This is a genomic window from Pseudomonas baetica (genome assembly GCF_002813455.1).
GTDB lineage: Bacteria > Pseudomonadota > Gammaproteobacteria > Pseudomonadales > Pseudomonadaceae > Aquipseudomonas > Aquipseudomonas baetica.
This window is the reverse complement of the sequence record NZ_PHHE01000001.1, coordinates 1836529-1850093: the sequence shown is the minus strand read 5'-3', so window position 1 is coordinate 1850093 and position 13565 is coordinate 1836529. Positions and strand designations below refer to the sequence as shown.

Here is a 13565-nt window from a genome sequence, read left to right as displayed (position 1 = left end):
TGCGCGTTGAATTAACTCAAGCTCAGACTGGGTGGAGCTGGCAAAGCTCCGGATTGGTATCGAAGCGGTATCAGGCAAACAAAACACCAGCTCTAACCCATTGATAGGTAAGGTAATTGATCTCCACAGCTAACATCACGATGCAGTTCGGCGCCAAGCCGCTGTTCGAAAACGTTTCGGTCAAATTTGGCGCGGGCAACCGTTATGGCCTGATCGGCGCCAACGGTTGCGGCAAGTCGACCTTCATGAAAATCCTCGGCGGCGACCTCGACCCGTCCGGTGGTCAGGTCATGCTCGAGCCGAACGTGCGCCTGGGTAAATTGCGTCAGGATCAGTTCGCCTACGAAGAATTCACCGTGATCGATACCGTGATCATGGGTCACGAAGAGCTGTGGAAGGTCAAGGCCGAGCGCGATCGTATCTATTCGCTGCCAGAAATGAGCGAAGAAGACGGCATGGCCGTGGCCGAGCTGGAAACCGAATTCGCCGAAATGGACGGCTACACCGCCGAATCCCGTGCCGGTGAACTGCTGCTGGGCCTGGGTATCGGCATCGAGCAGCATTTCGGCCCGATGAGCGAAGTGTCGCCAGGCTGGAAGCTGCGTGTGTTGCTGGCGCAGGCACTGTTCTCCGATCCGGAAGTGCTGTTGCTCGACGAACCGACCAACCACCTGGACATCAACACCATTCGCTGGCTGGAAAACGTTCTGACCCAGCGTAACAGCCTGATGATCATCATCTCTCACGACCGTCACTTCCTGAACAGCGTGTGTACCCACATGGCTGACCTGGACTACGGCGAGCTGCGTCTGTTCCCGGGCAACTACGACGAGTACATGACCGTGGCGACCCAGTCCCGCGAGCAACTGCTGTCGGACAACGCCAAGAAGAAAGCGCAGATTTCCGAACTGCAATCGTTCGTCAGCCGCTTTTCGGCCAACGCCTCGAAAGCCAAGCAGGCCACTTCCCGCGCCAAAGCGATCGACAAGATCCAGCTGGCCGAGGTCAAGCCGTCGAGCCGCGTGAGTCCGTTCATCCGTTTCGAGCAGAACAAAAAGCTGCACCGTCAGGCAGTCATGGTCGAAAAAATGGCCAAAGGCTTCGACGGCAAGCCGTTGTTCAAGGACTTCAGCTTCCAGGTTGAAGCCGGCGAGCGCGTAGCCATCATCGGCCCGAACGGTATCGGTAAAACCACCCTGCTGCGCACCCTGGTCAACGAACTGACCCCGGATGCCGGTAGCGTCAAGTGGACCGACGCCGCGGAACTGGGCTACTACGCTCAGGACCACGCGCACGACTTCGAAGACGACGTCACGCTGTTCGACTGGATGGGTCAGTGGACCCAGGGCGAGCAGATGATTCGCGGTACTTTGGGCCGCATGCTGTTCTCCAACGACGAGATCCTCAAGTCGGTCAAAGTGATTTCCGGTGGTGAGCAAGGTCGCATGCTGTTCGGCAAGCTGATCCTGCAAAAGCCGAACGTGCTGATCATGGACGAACCGACCAACCACCTGGACATGGAATCGATCGAGGCGCTGAACCTGGCGCTGGAAAACTACCCGGGCACGCTGATCTTCGTCAGCCACGACCGTGAGTTCGTATCGTCCCTGGCCACGCGCATCATCGAGCTGAGCCCGGATGGCGTGACCGACTTCAGCGGCACCTATGATGACTACCTGCGCAGTCAGGGTGTGGTGTTCTAGGACTCAATTTGCGCTCACTGAAAGCCCTGTCCATGTGACGGGGCTTTTTGCATTCTGGCGTGAGCGATGCGGTGGTGCGGATACTTCGCGAGCAGGCTCGCTCCCACAGGGGGATGCATTTCAAATGTGGGAGCGAGCCTGCTCGCGAAGGGGCCGTCAGCAACAACATCAATCCTCAGGAAAATAGTTAGCCTGCTTTCTTTTATTTCAGGCCCACGCCATGATGCGAACTCTCCCACCGCCGCCCGCGAACGAGTGCTCATGTCTGCGCAGCAACTGCCCCCGCAAAGCTCCATGGCGATCACTCTGCAGGTCGTCTCCATCGTTTTCTATACCTTTGTTGCCTTCCTGTGCATCGGCCTGACGATTGCGGTGTTGCCCGGTTACGTGCATGAACAGCTGGGTTTCAGCGCGATCATTGCCGGACTGGTGATCGGCTCACAGTACTTGGCCACCCTGCTCTCGCGGCCAATGGCCGGGCGGATGTCGGACACGGTCGGCACCAAACGGGCGATCGTGTACGGCTTGCTGGGGATCGTGCTGAGTGGCGTATTGACCCTGGCGTCCACACTCCTGCAGGACTTCCCGCTGCCGAGCCTGTTGATTCTGATACTGGGGCGTTTGCTGCTGGGCATCGCACAAGGGTTGATCGGTGTCGGCACGATCAGTTGGTGCATGGGCCAGGTCGGTGCAGAGCATACGGCACGCTCAATCGGCTGGAACGGCATCGCGTCTTATGGCGCGATTGCCATTGGCGCGCCGCTGGGCGTGGTGATGGTGGCCGAATACGGCTTTGCCAGCCTTGGCATTGTCTTGTCGCTACTGGCGGCGGGGGCACTGCTGTTGATCCGCAACAAACCGTCGGTGCCGGTGGTGCGTGGCGAACGGCTGCCGTTCTGGGCGGTATTTGGCCGCATAGCACCGTATGGCGCCAGTTTGAGCCTGGCTTCAATCGGCTACGGCACGCTGACCACGTTCATCACCCTCTATTACCTCAACCGTGGCTGGAGCGGCGCGGCGTATTGCCTGACGGTGTTCGGTGTGTGTTTCATCGTCTCGCGGTTGATGTTCATTTCTGCGATCGCGCGTTTTGGCGGCTTTACCTCGGCGATCATCTGCATGAGCGTGGAAACCGTAGGCCTGGTGATGTTGTGGCTGGCGCCCTCCACGGCCTATGCGTTGATCGGCGCGGGACTGGCCGGATTCGGGCTTTCGCTGGTGTATCCGGCGTTGGGCGTCGAAGCCATCAAGCAGGTGCCCAATTCCAGCCGCGGTGCCGGGTTGAGTGCTTATGCGGTGTTCTTCGATCTGGCGCTGGCGGTGGCCGGGCCGTTGATGGGTGCAGTGGCGTTGAATCTGGGGTATTCGTGGATTTTCTTCAGTGCGGCGCTGTTGTCGGTGACGGGTTTGGGGTTGACCCTGCTGCTCAAGCGCCGGGCGATTTCCTGAAAATTTGGACCAAACCCTGTGGGAGCGAGCCTGCTCGCGAATACGGAGTGTCAGTCAAAACAGATGTCGACTGACACTCCGTATTCGCGAGCAAGCCCGCTCCCACAAAGGTTCTGCACCTGACTATTGATCGGCGGTTTGCATCCCCGCCCGCGTCGGCCTGCCCAACGTATGCGCAAAGAACCGCCCGGCCTCGGAAATCAGATTGCGATGGATATCTTCGCGATCAACCCCATCAGCATCCGTACACAGCGCCGGCATGGCGCGAATCTGCTCTTCGTTGCACGGCGCCATGAACACGAAGTGCCCTGCCCCGGCTAGTAACTTGAAGTCCGGTGCGGTCGGCAGTTTGCGCGCCAGGGCAGCAGCGTTTTTATCGAAGGCGACGAGTTTGTCGCCATCGCCGCTATAAAGCAGCACAGGCACATGCACGTCGGCGAGGGTATGGCGACCGAATTTCAGGCTCAGTGGCGCCATCAGCAACAGGGCATGCACGCGTGGGTCAGCCACCGGTTGCAAGTCATCACGGTCAACGATGAGTTCGCCTTGGGTGTTGCAGGCGTCACGATCGTCCGGACGCTCCTGGCAATAACGGCGCAGGCGATCAAGATCCGGTTGCGCGCCCGACAGGATCAACGCCGTCTCGCCCCCGGCGGAATAACCGATTACCCCGACTTGATCGGCGTTGACGAACGGCGCCAGCATCGAATCGCCGAGGGTCGCGGTAATCGCTTCGGAAATCTGGATTGGCCGCCCATAGAGATTGCTCAGCGTGCCGAGGCGGCTGTGGTCTTGGGAGTTGTCGCCGGGGTGAATCACCGCCACCACCACGAAACCCTTGCGTGCCAACGACGTGGCAAGATCGTGCAAGGCCAGCGGCGTGCCGGTGTTGCCATGGGAGAGCATCAACATTGGGAAACGGCCGATGGCGACTTTGGTGTCTTCGCCGGCCTCCACTGAATAACCTTCGAGCAGGCTCAAGTGTTCGCGATCACTGGAGGGATAAAACGCAATGGCGCGCATCGGTTGCAGATCGAGCGGATCGAGAAAGGTCATCTCGTGGTAACCGACACTCCAGACAGGATGACGCCCCGGCGCAGCTTGCACTGAATTCAGGCTGCCGAGCAGGCAAATCAGTAACGTTGCACAAAGACGCATCATGGGCTGCCCCCCCCTGTTGTTACTCAATCGAATGATCCGTTGCCTTGTAAAGGCCTCAAACGCCGGGGATTCGGTGCTCCGATACGACACTGCACTCAGACGCTAATCGTTTGACTGCATAACCTGGGCCAGATTATGTAACAGCGAGAAACAAAAAACTCCGCATCTGGCTCTTGCGGAACCAGAATACAGAGTTTTTTGGGGATTGCCTGAACCCACGCTGTTCTTTACGCAAGCCTTACGCAGCAGCGAACAATTGCTCGCTGATCTTCGCTTGGGCAGCGGTCATGGCGTTGTTGCGTACTTCATCGCCATACGCCAGGCCTTCGGCACGGACGATTTCGATATCGGTGATGCCGAGGAAGCCCAACACCAGCTTCAGATATTCCTCGTGGGCGATGCCGCTGGCCTGACCGGCATGGATGCCGCCGGCGGTGGAGACGATCACCACTTTCTTGCCACCGCACAGGCCTTCAGGGCCGGCTTCGGTGTAGCGGAAGGTTTGACCGGCAACGGCAACGCGGTCGATCCACGCTTTGAGTTGGGTCGGCACGGTGAAGTTGTACATCGGTGCAGCGATCACGATGGCGTCGGCGGCTTTGAACTCGGCCAGGGTCGAAGCGCTCAGTTCGGCTTCGTGCTGCTGGGCGGCGTCGCGCAGTTCAGCGGTGGTGCCGGCGGCGACCAGGGTGGTCGATGAAAAGTGGCTGATGGCGTCAGCGGCCAGGTCACGGTAGGTCACCACGGCGCTTGGCTCAGCGGCTTGCCAGGCTTTGACGACTTGGCTGCTCAACTGACGGGAGGCCGAGTTGTCGCCCAGAATGCTCGAATCGATATGCAGCAGTTTCATGTGGAATCCCCTGGAATGAATCGCCGGTGGCGACGGAATGGAGACAATCCTACGCAACAAACCAATAGCTGATTAGTCGCCGACAATGCGATAGTTTGTCCCACTGATAGAACAGTCGGATATCAACCATGCAAGATCTCAACGATCTCTACTATTTCGCCAAAGTCGTCGAGGCTGGCGGCTTTGCGGCGGCCGGGCGATTGCTGGGCATTCCCAAATCGCGGCTGTCGCGGCGCATTGCCGAACTGGAAGAACGTCTCGGTGCGCGTTTGCTGCAACGTACCACCCGGCAGTTGAATCTCACCGCTGTCGGTGAGCGCTATTTACGCCACTGTCAGGCGATGTTGCTGGAAGCGGAAATGGCTGACGAGGCAGTGGCCAGCATGTCCAGCGAGCCGCGCGGACGCTTGCGGGTGTCCTGCCCCACGGGGCTGGCGCGGGAAATGTTGCCATGGGTGATCAGCGAATTCCTCGGCAAATTCCCTCAGGTGCAACTGGAAGTCGTCCTGCTCAATCGGCGCGTGGATCTGGTGGCTGAAGGCTTCGATGTCGCCCTGCGCGTGCGCGAACTCGGAGATGAGGATCCGCTGCTGGTGACCCGGCGTCTGCGCCAGGCACAAGTGGTCGTGGTGGCCAGCCCGGCGTTTGCACAAGCTCAGGCCATCAACCATCCGCAAGACCTGAAGAACCTGCCGGTACTGGGTGCGCTGGAGGCTGATCGCATGGTTCATCTGCGCCTGTTCGATCAACACGGTGAAAGTTTTGAGTTGAACATGGAAGCACGGCTGGGCATTGATGACTTTATTGTGCGCAAGACCTGTGTGCTGGCGGGCCAAGGCTTCACCTTGCTGCCGATGATGTACTGCGAGGAAGAACTGCTAAACGGCACACTGGTGCAACTGCTGCCGGAGTGGTCGTTGCCCGGTGGCTGGTTGCAAGCGGTGTACCCGCATCGGCGCGGGGTGATGCCGGCGGTGCGTGCGTGGATCGATCACCTGGTCGAATCGTTCAATGCGTGTGGGGAGCGTTTGTTATGAAGGGAAAGATGAGCGAAGCGGACGTTGCGGCGTTCTGCCTGGCGTTGCCCGGTGCGCGCGAAGACTACAAGCGGGGTGGCGTGCGCGTGTTTTCGATTGCCGGCAACAAGATGTTTGCTTTGCAGGGGCTGCGGGGAGATTCGCTGGCGTTCAAGGTCGACAAGGATCTGTTTCTCGGCCATTGCGACCGCCCGGGCATTCACCCGGCGCCGTACCTGGCGCGGGCGCAGTGGATCATCATGCATCCGCCCTATCCGCTGGGTGCCGAAGAATTGCAGGGGTTGCTGCAGCGCTCGCATCAGTTGGTGGTGAGCAAGCTGCCCAAGAAAACCCAAATCGGCCTGCTGTTGTAGCTTTTGACTGTGTGGGAGCGGGCTTGCTCGCGAAGGCGGTGGATCAGTCGTATTGAAGCTCAATGACACACCGCATTCGCGAGCAAGCCCGCTCCCACATTGTTCAGTGCAAGGCTTAAAACAGGGATAACAGGTTCGAGCCGAGGAATATCTGGTCGATCCAGAACACCTGATGCAACACGACAATCACCCAGAACAACACCTGGAACGACACCTTGCGCGTCTTGTGCCGGAACACTTGCTGAGCGATCAGCGCGCCCGGCCAGCCGCCGGCCAGTTCCACTGCGTGGAGGATGTTCTCCGGCGTGCGCCAAGCATCGGTGCGCGCCTTGCGCTTGTCGGCCCAATACATGAAAAACGCCAGCACGCTGACGATTCCATACGCGGCCAACGGCACCAGCGAAATCCCGCGCAGCCACATCGACAGCGAACCGAACAATGGCAGCGCGCAGACGATCAGCAGCACCACCAGTTTAAGTTTCAGGTTCTGAATGCTGCCACCGGACGGACGACCTTCAGGGCGGCGTGCGCGGGAGTCATTCATGGCTTGGCCGCCGACCAGTCCACCCAGCCAAATTGCCAGGTGGCCAGAATCACCAGACCGAAGACGATCCGGTACCAGGCAAACGCCGCATAGCTATGGCTGGCGATGAACTTGAGCAGGCCGCGCACTGCGATCATCGCAAAGATGAAGGCGGTGACGAAACCGATGGCGAACACCGGAAAGTCTGCTGGCACAAACAGATCGCGGTATTTGTAGCCCGAGTAAACCGCAGCGCCAACCATGGTCGGCATCGCGAGGAAGAACGAAAACTCGGTAGCGGTTTTACGCGACAGACCGAACAGCAGGCCGCCAATGATCGTCGAGCCGGAACGCGAAGTGCCGGGGATCATGGCCAGACACTGGGCAAAACCCACCTTCAAGGCATCTTTCCAGGTGATCTCATCGACCGTTTGCGCATGCACTTCATGCTGACGCTTTTCAGCCCACAACATGATGACCCCACCCACCACCAAAGCCGCCGCCACGGTGATCGGGTTGAACAGATACTCATGAATCAGATCGGCAAAGATCACGCCCAGCACCACCGCGGGCAGAAACGCGATCAACAGGTTAGCGGTAAAGCGCCGCGCGCTCGGCTGAGTCGGCAAGCCGACCACCACATCGAGAATCTTGCGACGAAACTCCCAGACCACCGCGAGAATCGCGCCGAGCTGGATGATGATGTTGAACGCCATGGCCCTCTCGCCGCCGAAGTCGAGCAAGTCGGCAACGATGATCTGGTGTCCGGTACTGGAAATAGGCAAAAACTCCGTCAGCCCCTCTACAACTCCTAGTATCAGTGCCTGCAAGGCCATCCAAAGATCCATCAATCCCCCAAAGAGCGATGCACCCGGGCATGCTCCGATAGTATTTTTTACGTTCACTGCGATCAGCGTAGCTGGTTTTGCTGTACCGATTCCGCGCACAGGATCCACACGAAACAGTCAAAATTGCGTGAAATATCAACTTGGATTCAGGTTTTCACGCGCGGGGCCGAAATCCTAACAGACAAGTCTCAATAGTGCTGCGGCGTTATACGACTTGGGTCGCGTATGCCCGATCACTGAAAACGTGATTGGATGCTGGCGTTGATTTATTACAAGAAAAAAATCCGGAGTGACAGCGTTATGAACAGCTTGCGCAGTGTGTCGATCAGCCGACGCTTGTGGCTCATCTTGATTGTGGCAGTGGTCATGTTGCTGACCTTGGGCGTGTTGATGCTCAAGCAGATTCACGATGAACTGTATCACGCCAAGGCCCAGAAAACCCAGCATGTGGTGCAGACCGCCAGCGGTTTGTTGAGCTATTACCACGAACTGGAAGCCACTGGTGCTCTGACTAAAGAAGCCGCGCAGAAACAGGCGCTCACCGCCATCCGTGGCCTGCGCTATGACCAGAGCGACTATTTCTGGATCAACGACCTCACGCCCGTGATGGTCATGCACCCGACCAATCCCAAACTCGAAGGCCAGAACCTCTCGGCGATCCGCGACCCGGATGGTTTTGCGGTGTTCAACGAGATGGTTGCCATTGCCAGGTCCAAAGGCGCCGGCATGGTCGATTACCGCTGGCCAAAACCGGGTGCCAGTGAGCCGGTGGCCAAGACCTCCTACGTCAAGCTGTTCGAGCCGTGGGGCTGGGTGCTCGGCTCCGGGGTGTACGTCGATGATGTGCAGGCCGAATTCAAGAGTCAGGTGATCAAGGCGACGGTCATAGGCTTGGTGATTGCCGTGATCATGGCGTTGCTGGTGATCCTGATCGCCCGCAGCATCGTGCGCCCGTTGCAGGAAACCGTGAACGCCATGGCCAATATTGCCAGCGGCGAAAGCGACCTGACCCGCAGCCTCGATACCCACGGCAAAGATGAAGTCACTGAGCTTGCCCATCACTTCAACGCGTTCACCGCCAAGTTGCGCCGGGTGATCGGCGACTTGCAGGTGTCGGCCAGCGCACTTGGCCAGTCGTCCAGCGAACTGGGTAACGATGCCTCGCAGGCCCAGCAACGCAGCCAGCAACAATCGCAGCAGATGGAACTGGTGGCCACCGCGATCAACGAGGTGACCTACGGCGTTCAGGACGTGGCGAAGAACGCCGAGCATGCGGCGGCAGAAATGCGCGACGCCGAAGCCCAGGCCCAACAGGGCCAGATCAATATAGACGGCAGTCTGCAACAGATCGACAAGTTGTCCGGGACCATTGATCAAGCGGTGGAAGTGATTCGCACCCTGGCAGCCGAAAGCACTCAGATCGGCAGCGTGCTGGAAGTGATCCGCTCGATTGCCGAGCAGACCAACCTGCTGGCGCTCAACGCGGCCATTGAGGCGGCGCGGGCCGGCGAACAGGGTCGCGGCTTTGCCGTGGTCGCGGATGAGGTGCGTTTGCTCGCGCAGCGTACGCAAAAGTCGACCGCGGAGATCCAGACGATGATCGAGCGCCTGCAAAACCACTCCGAAGCGGCGGTCAAGGTGATCGGCGACAGCAGCAAAGCCTCACAACTGACCATCGAACAGGCCGGGCTCGCGGGTGCCAGCCTGAATGCGATCGGTCAGGCGTTACGTAATCTCAATGGTCTGAATGCCTCGATTGCCAGCGCCACGCTGCAACAGGCGCATGTGGTCGAGGACATCAACCAGAACGTCACGCAAGCGGCCGGGCTCTCGCACAGCACGGCCATTGCGGCGGAGCAATCGAGTGCGGCCAGCCTGAAACTTGGCCAACTGAGCGAACAACTCAACGCCCTCCTGCGCCAGTTCCGCGTCTAACCCAAAAACTGTGGGAGCGAGCCTGCTCGCGAAAGCGTCATGTCAGTTAATGCTTCCTTTGCTGACACAGCGCCTTCGCGAGCAGGCTCGCTCCCACAGGGTTCTTCTGTGTTCTGGCCAATGCAGTACAATCCGCCCCCTTCTTTCACTCCCCCCAAGGAACCCCCATGTCCGGGCTTGAACTGTTTGCCGCCGCCCTCGGCGTGATCGCCGTCTGGCTGACGGTCAAACAGAATCCGTGGTGCTGGCCGATCGGGCTGGTCATGGTGCTGCTTTATAGCTGGATCTTCTTTGAAGTGAAGCTGTACTCGGACATGTTGCTGCAAGTGATCTACGCCGCGCTGCAGGTTTACGGCTGGTGGCAATGGACCCGTGCCGGGACGATGCATGACGGCCGCGCCGTTACCCGCCTTGATCGGCAATCGGTAGGGCTCGGTTTGGCTGGCGGTGCCGTCGGCAGCCTGTTGCTGGGGGCAGCCATGGCGCATTGGACTGACGCCGCGCAACCGTGGCTGGATGCGGCGCTGACCGGGTTTAGCCTGGTCGCGCAATTATGGATGGCGCAAAAGCGCCTGCAATGCTGGGCGTTGTGGTTCGTGCTCGACGTGATTTTCGTCGGCCTGTTCCTTTACAAGGGCCTGTACCTCACCGCAGCCCTGTACGCGTTGTTTACCCTGATTGCCATTCAAGGCTGGCGCGAATGGCGCGCCGACCCGGCGCTGCGCACATGAAGGTCGTGGTTCTGACCGGTCCGGAGTCGACCGGCAAGAGCTGGCTGGCGGCGGGCCTTCAGCAACGGTTCGGCGGCTTGCGGGTGGACGAATATGTGCGCTTTTTTATCGAGCAGAATCCGCGCGATACCTGTCTGGCCGACATTCCCGAGATCGCTCGCGGCCAATTGCAGTGGGAGGATCAGGCGCGGGCGCAACGGCCACCCCTGCTGATTCTCGACACCCATTTGCTCAGCAACATGCTCTGGAGCCAGGCCCTGTTTGGCGATTGCCCGGCGTGGCTGGAGCCGCAATTGCTGGCCCGGCATTACGACCTGCACCTTTTACTTTCCCCCGAGCAGATCGACTGGACCGATGACGGCCAGCGCTGCCAACCGGATCTGCAAGAGCGTTTGAGCTTTTTTAACGCCACTGCCGCCTGGTTGGCGCAACACCGCCAGCCCGTCCGGATAATTCAGGGCAGTTGGGCCGAGCGACAGGCGCAAGCCTTTGCAGAGGTCGAGCGCTTGTTGCACGAGTGACCCTGCTTTTTGGGTCATCCGCCCCACCATTTCCCCCTGTAATGGGGGCAAAGTGTCCATTCCTGAAACACTCGTGCGCGTGCAAAGTGGCCGTTTCAGCGGCCTTCATGGCTTTGTCATGCGCCTTGTTACGCTGATGAAACACATCCCCGCAAACCCTTGTTCCAGAGCTTTGCTCAGCCAATAGACACGTCGCCGGAACGCGGTGTGTTTCAAGGTTGAAACAGCATGTTGGTCAGTCTGCCGTCTCGATCAGGCAAGCCATTGAAATAACTGAAAAACTCAAAAGCGGCACGGCTTTCGCTCTCTCCTTTCCAACGCTGACAAGTTGCAGCCCGCTGAAGAAGGAATTGCCGCCGTGGGGAACTTCAATAAAAGTTTGACCTGCCTACTGCTGATTGGATCAGCAGCCAGCGCATTCATCACTTCTAACGTTCAGGCCGAAGGCAATGGCGTGATCGTGCTCAATCGCGATGTTCAGCCGATCCCTATCGGTCGCAGCGGCGGCAAAGACCCCTATCCGACCACAGTCAATGCCAACCCTTCCGCTCGCATTAACCAGGCGATGGGCAGTACCGAACTCAATGACGGTGAGTTTGCCAGTGTTGCCAGTGGCTCTTCGATTCGCGGCAACATCACCACCCCGACGGCGAACATGCCCGGCATGAACACTCTGACCAATCCCAATGGCCTGCCCGGCATGAACGGCGGTCACGGCGGCGGTGCTGGCAGTTCAATCTCCAACACGGTCAATCGCGCAATGAGCTCCGGCCTTGCTCCGCTGACCCGCATGGCTGGAGGCCAATAAGATGAATCGCACCCTTGTGCTGCTCGCCCTTCTCGGCTGCGCCAACGCGATGGCCGACTCCAACTCGGTTAACAACGCGAACATTCAGGACACCGGCATCCAGTACCGCGGCAACTACAACGTCAACCAGGCCGCCGGTGACCAGATGCAACAGGCCAACACCAAGGCCATTGCCATCGGCACTTCGGCCAGCGCCACGACCAACGTCCGGCAGCACCTCGATACACCCGCCAGTGCGGCGACCAATGCCAGCGCAACCATTGGCGGCAACTCTTTCAGCAACGGCAACGGGATCCTGGGCGTGAACCAGGGCGCCGGGGCCAACAACCAGATGGCCAACGTGACGCGCGTCAGCATCAGTGCTGCCCCGCAGAGCGTTGACGATAGCGCCCTTTCGCAACAGAACGTGGCGTTGTTACCGAGCTCAGGAGCAACTGGTACCTCACCCGGCAGTCGCCAGGTCACGACAAGTGATCAGGCCTTCACCGGCAGCCGCGGGGTAATCCAGGTGAACCAGAGTGCCGGGGTGGGGAACCGAATGGCTAACACCCTGAGCATCCGGGTCGCAGACTGACCCAAATAAAAAGCAGTGCAATTAGAAAGTACCAACACTTAACCAACTAATAAGCACGGAGAAACACCATGAAACCTACAATGGCTCTCAAACCACTGGTTTTCGCACTTGCAGCAGTGATGGCAATCGCAGCACAGGCAGGCGGTCGTGATGACGATCATGGTAATGGGCACGGCAATAATCACGGGCCGAAAGGGCCAACTTTAGAACAACTGCTGCAAATCGGCGCTGGCGCCGGCGCTGCTGTACTCGACACCCAAAACAGCGATGGCAACCTGGTCGGCAACCAAGGCACCAAAAATGATGCCAGCGTCAGAGACTCGGCAAACGGCACCAACGGCAACGTCGGCATGAACAACACCGCCGGCGATGGCAACCAACAAGACAACGCTGCTGCACTGGCTACTGCCGATGAAAGTTTCATCTTCGGCACTGCCGTGGCCGTTTCCAGCGCCACCCAGGTCAACAACAACAACGCGGTTGCCAACTACTCGACAACCAACAACGCCAACCTCAACAACGTGGGTAACGGCGGTTCCGGCAACATTGGTGTGAACAACAGTGCTGGCAACTTCAACCAACAGAAAAACAACCTGGCAATTGCTGTATCGGGTGGTCGTGTAGCTAACGCCGCTGCTGCTGCGAACCAAAGCTCCACAGGTCTGGTGGTGTCCAACAACGGCACTCAAGTCTACAAAAAAGATACCCTCACTGGCACCGTGGCCGCCGTCGGCGCGTTCGCTGCCGTTGGCAAGGCTACCATCGAAGGTGATAAAGGCCATGGCGGCGGTTATGGCGGCAATGACCGCGGCAATGGCGGCTACGGCGGCAGCAAAGATCAGAAAGCCACCTTCGAAGCTGTGGGTGTATTCGGTCTCGCTGGCGTAACCACGCAACAAGTGCTGACCCCGGATGGCTGGAAAAACCCTGTGACCAACAACGCAAACGTCTCCAACGTTGGTAACAACTTCTCCGGTAACGCTGGTTACAACAACGCCGCTGGTGTGGGTAACCAACAAAGCAACTCGCTGTCCATCGCTGCAGGTTGCAAAGCCTGCATGTAATCGCGATC

Annotated in this window: 14 protein-coding genes; 10 read left to right on the top strand and 4 right to left on the bottom strand. The window is 58.9% G+C overall.

Translation table 11 applies throughout. From position 1 onward, the window contains the following. Positions 1-116 precede the first annotated feature (116 nt). Both ATI02_RS08490 and ATI02_RS08480 read left to right on the top strand, forming a co-directional pair. Complete coding sequence (locus ATI02_RS08490; protein ID WP_095189865.1) at positions 117-1703, top strand: ABC-F family ATPase; 1587 nt, start codon at positions 117-119, stop codon at positions 1701-1703. 261 nt (positions 1704-1964) lie between these two features. Next, positions 1965-3152, top strand: a complete 1188-nt coding sequence (locus ATI02_RS08480; protein ID WP_100846018.1) for an MFS transporter — start codon at positions 1965-1967, stop codon at positions 3150-3152. A 123-nt stretch (positions 3153-3275) separates the two neighbouring features. Here the strand turns inward: ATI02_RS08480 and ATI02_RS08475 are convergent, their stop codons facing one another. Together ATI02_RS08475 and ATI02_RS08470 are read right to left on the bottom strand one after the other, a co-directional pair. Beyond that, on the bottom strand, positions 3276-4313 hold the full coding sequence (locus ATI02_RS08475) for an alpha/beta hydrolase family protein (protein ID WP_100846017.1): 1038 nt from the start codon (positions 4311-4313) through the stop codon (positions 3276-3278). A 238-nt stretch (positions 4314-4551) separates the two neighbouring features. After that, on the bottom strand, positions 4552-5163 hold the full coding sequence (locus ATI02_RS08470) for an FMN-dependent NADH-azoreductase (RefSeq protein ID WP_095188978.1): 612 nt from the start codon (positions 5161-5163) through the stop codon (positions 4552-4554). 128 nt (positions 5164-5291) lie between these two features. Between ATI02_RS08470 and ATI02_RS08465 the strand changes: the two genes are divergently transcribed. Together ATI02_RS08465 and ATI02_RS08460 are read left to right on the top strand one after the other, a co-directional pair. Continuing rightward, complete coding sequence (locus ATI02_RS08465; protein WP_095188979.1) at positions 5292-6200, top strand: LysR substrate-binding domain-containing protein; 909 nt, start codon at positions 5292-5294, stop codon at positions 6198-6200. Then, the gene (locus ATI02_RS08460) at positions 6197-6553 is read left to right on the top strand and encodes an MmcQ/YjbR family DNA-binding protein (protein ID WP_100846016.1); all 357 of its coding nucleotides are present in this window, start codon (positions 6197-6199) and stop codon (positions 6551-6553) included. The genes ATI02_RS08465 and ATI02_RS08460 overlap by 4 nt, the downstream gene beginning before the upstream one ends. A 115-nt stretch (positions 6554-6668) precedes the next feature. On the opposite strand, the gene ATI02_RS08455 is transcribed toward ATI02_RS08460, so the two are convergent. Both ATI02_RS08455 and ATI02_RS08450 read right to left on the bottom strand, forming a co-directional pair. Then, positions 6669-7097: a DUF1294 domain-containing protein gene (locus tag ATI02_RS08455; protein ID WP_095188981.1), complete on the bottom strand. Its 429-nt coding sequence runs from the start codon at positions 7095-7097 to the stop codon at positions 6669-6671. Continuing rightward, entirely contained in the window at positions 7094-7924 is an 831-nt protein-coding gene (locus tag ATI02_RS08450) for an undecaprenyl-diphosphate phosphatase (protein WP_100846015.1), read from the bottom strand. Before ATI02_RS08450 ends, ATI02_RS08455 begins: the two co-directional genes overlap by 4 nt. 300 nt (positions 7925-8224) lie before the next feature. On the opposite strand from ATI02_RS08450, the gene ATI02_RS08445 reads away from it, so the two are divergent. The 6 genes from ATI02_RS08445 to ATI02_RS08420 all read left to right on the top strand — a co-directional run bounded on the left by ATI02_RS08445 (position 8225) and on the right by ATI02_RS08420 (position 13557). Further along, a complete protein-coding gene (locus ATI02_RS08445) occupies positions 8225-9859 on the top strand; it encodes a methyl-accepting chemotaxis protein (RefSeq protein ID WP_100848439.1) in 1635 nt (544 codons plus the stop codon). 167 nt (positions 9860-10026) lie between these two features. Beyond that, entirely contained in the window at positions 10027-10590 is a 564-nt protein-coding gene (pnuC, locus tag ATI02_RS08440) for a nicotinamide riboside transporter PnuC (protein WP_095188983.1), read from the top strand. After that, positions 10587-11111 (top strand): ATP/GTP-binding protein, encoded by a 525-nt coding sequence (locus tag ATI02_RS08435; protein WP_100848438.1) that lies wholly within the window; start codon positions 10587-10589, stop codon positions 11109-11111. Before pnuC ends, ATI02_RS08435 begins: the two co-directional genes overlap by 4 nt. Before the next feature lie 358 nt (positions 11112-11469). Next, positions 11470-11919, top strand: a complete 450-nt coding sequence (locus ATI02_RS08430) for a functional amyloid chaperone FapA (protein WP_095188984.1) — start codon at positions 11470-11472, stop codon at positions 11917-11919. A gap of 1 nt (position 11920) precedes the next feature. Next, complete coding sequence (locus tag ATI02_RS08425; RefSeq protein WP_100846014.1) at positions 11921-12493, top strand: fibril amyloid subunit FapB; 573 nt, start codon at positions 11921-11923, stop codon at positions 12491-12493. A gap of 68 nt (positions 12494-12561) precedes the next feature. Beyond that, the gene (locus ATI02_RS08420) at positions 12562-13557 is read left to right on the top strand and encodes an amyloid-like fimbrin subunit FapC (protein ID WP_100846013.1); all 996 of its coding nucleotides are present in this window, start codon (positions 12562-12564) and stop codon (positions 13555-13557) included. Positions 13558-13565 lie beyond the last annotated feature (8 nt).

Coding starts and splice junctions, on each gene's coding strand:
- ATI02_RS08480 (WP_100846018.1), top strand. CDS start 1,965: ATGTCTGCGCAGCAACTGCCCCCGCAAAGCTCCATGGCGATCACTCTG.
- ATI02_RS08445 (WP_100848439.1), top strand. CDS start 8,225: ATGAACAGCTTGCGCAGTGTGTCGATCAGCCGACGCTTGTGGCTCATC.
- ATI02_RS08460 (WP_100846016.1), top strand. CDS start 6,197: ATGAAGGGAAAGATGAGCGAAGCGGACGTTGCGGCGTTCTGCCTGGCG.
- ATI02_RS08425 (WP_100846014.1), top strand. CDS start 11,921: ATGAATCGCACCCTTGTGCTGCTCGCCCTTCTCGGCTGCGCCAACGCG.
- ATI02_RS08470 (WP_095188978.1), bottom strand. CDS start 5,163: ATGAAACTGCTGCATATCGATTCGAGCATTCTGGGCGACAACTCGGCC.
- ATI02_RS08420 (WP_100846013.1), top strand. CDS start 12,562: ATGAAACCTACAATGGCTCTCAAACCACTGGTTTTCGCACTTGCAGCA.
- ATI02_RS08435 (WP_100848438.1), top strand. CDS start 10,587: ATGAAGGTCGTGGTTCTGACCGGTCCGGAGTCGACCGGCAAGAGCTGG.
- ATI02_RS08465 (WP_095188979.1), top strand. CDS start 5,292: ATGCAAGATCTCAACGATCTCTACTATTTCGCCAAAGTCGTCGAGGCT.
- ATI02_RS08455 (WP_095188981.1), bottom strand. CDS start 7,097: ATGAATGACTCCCGCGCACGCCGCCCTGAAGGTCGTCCGTCCGGTGGC.
- ATI02_RS08450 (WP_100846015.1), bottom strand. CDS start 7,924: ATGGATCTTTGGATGGCCTTGCAGGCACTGATACTAGGAGTTGTAGAG.
- ATI02_RS08475 (WP_100846017.1), bottom strand. CDS start 4,313: ATGATGCGTCTTTGTGCAACGTTACTGATTTGCCTGCTCGGCAGCCTG.
- pnuC (WP_095188983.1), top strand. CDS start 10,027: ATGTCCGGGCTTGAACTGTTTGCCGCCGCCCTCGGCGTGATCGCCGTC.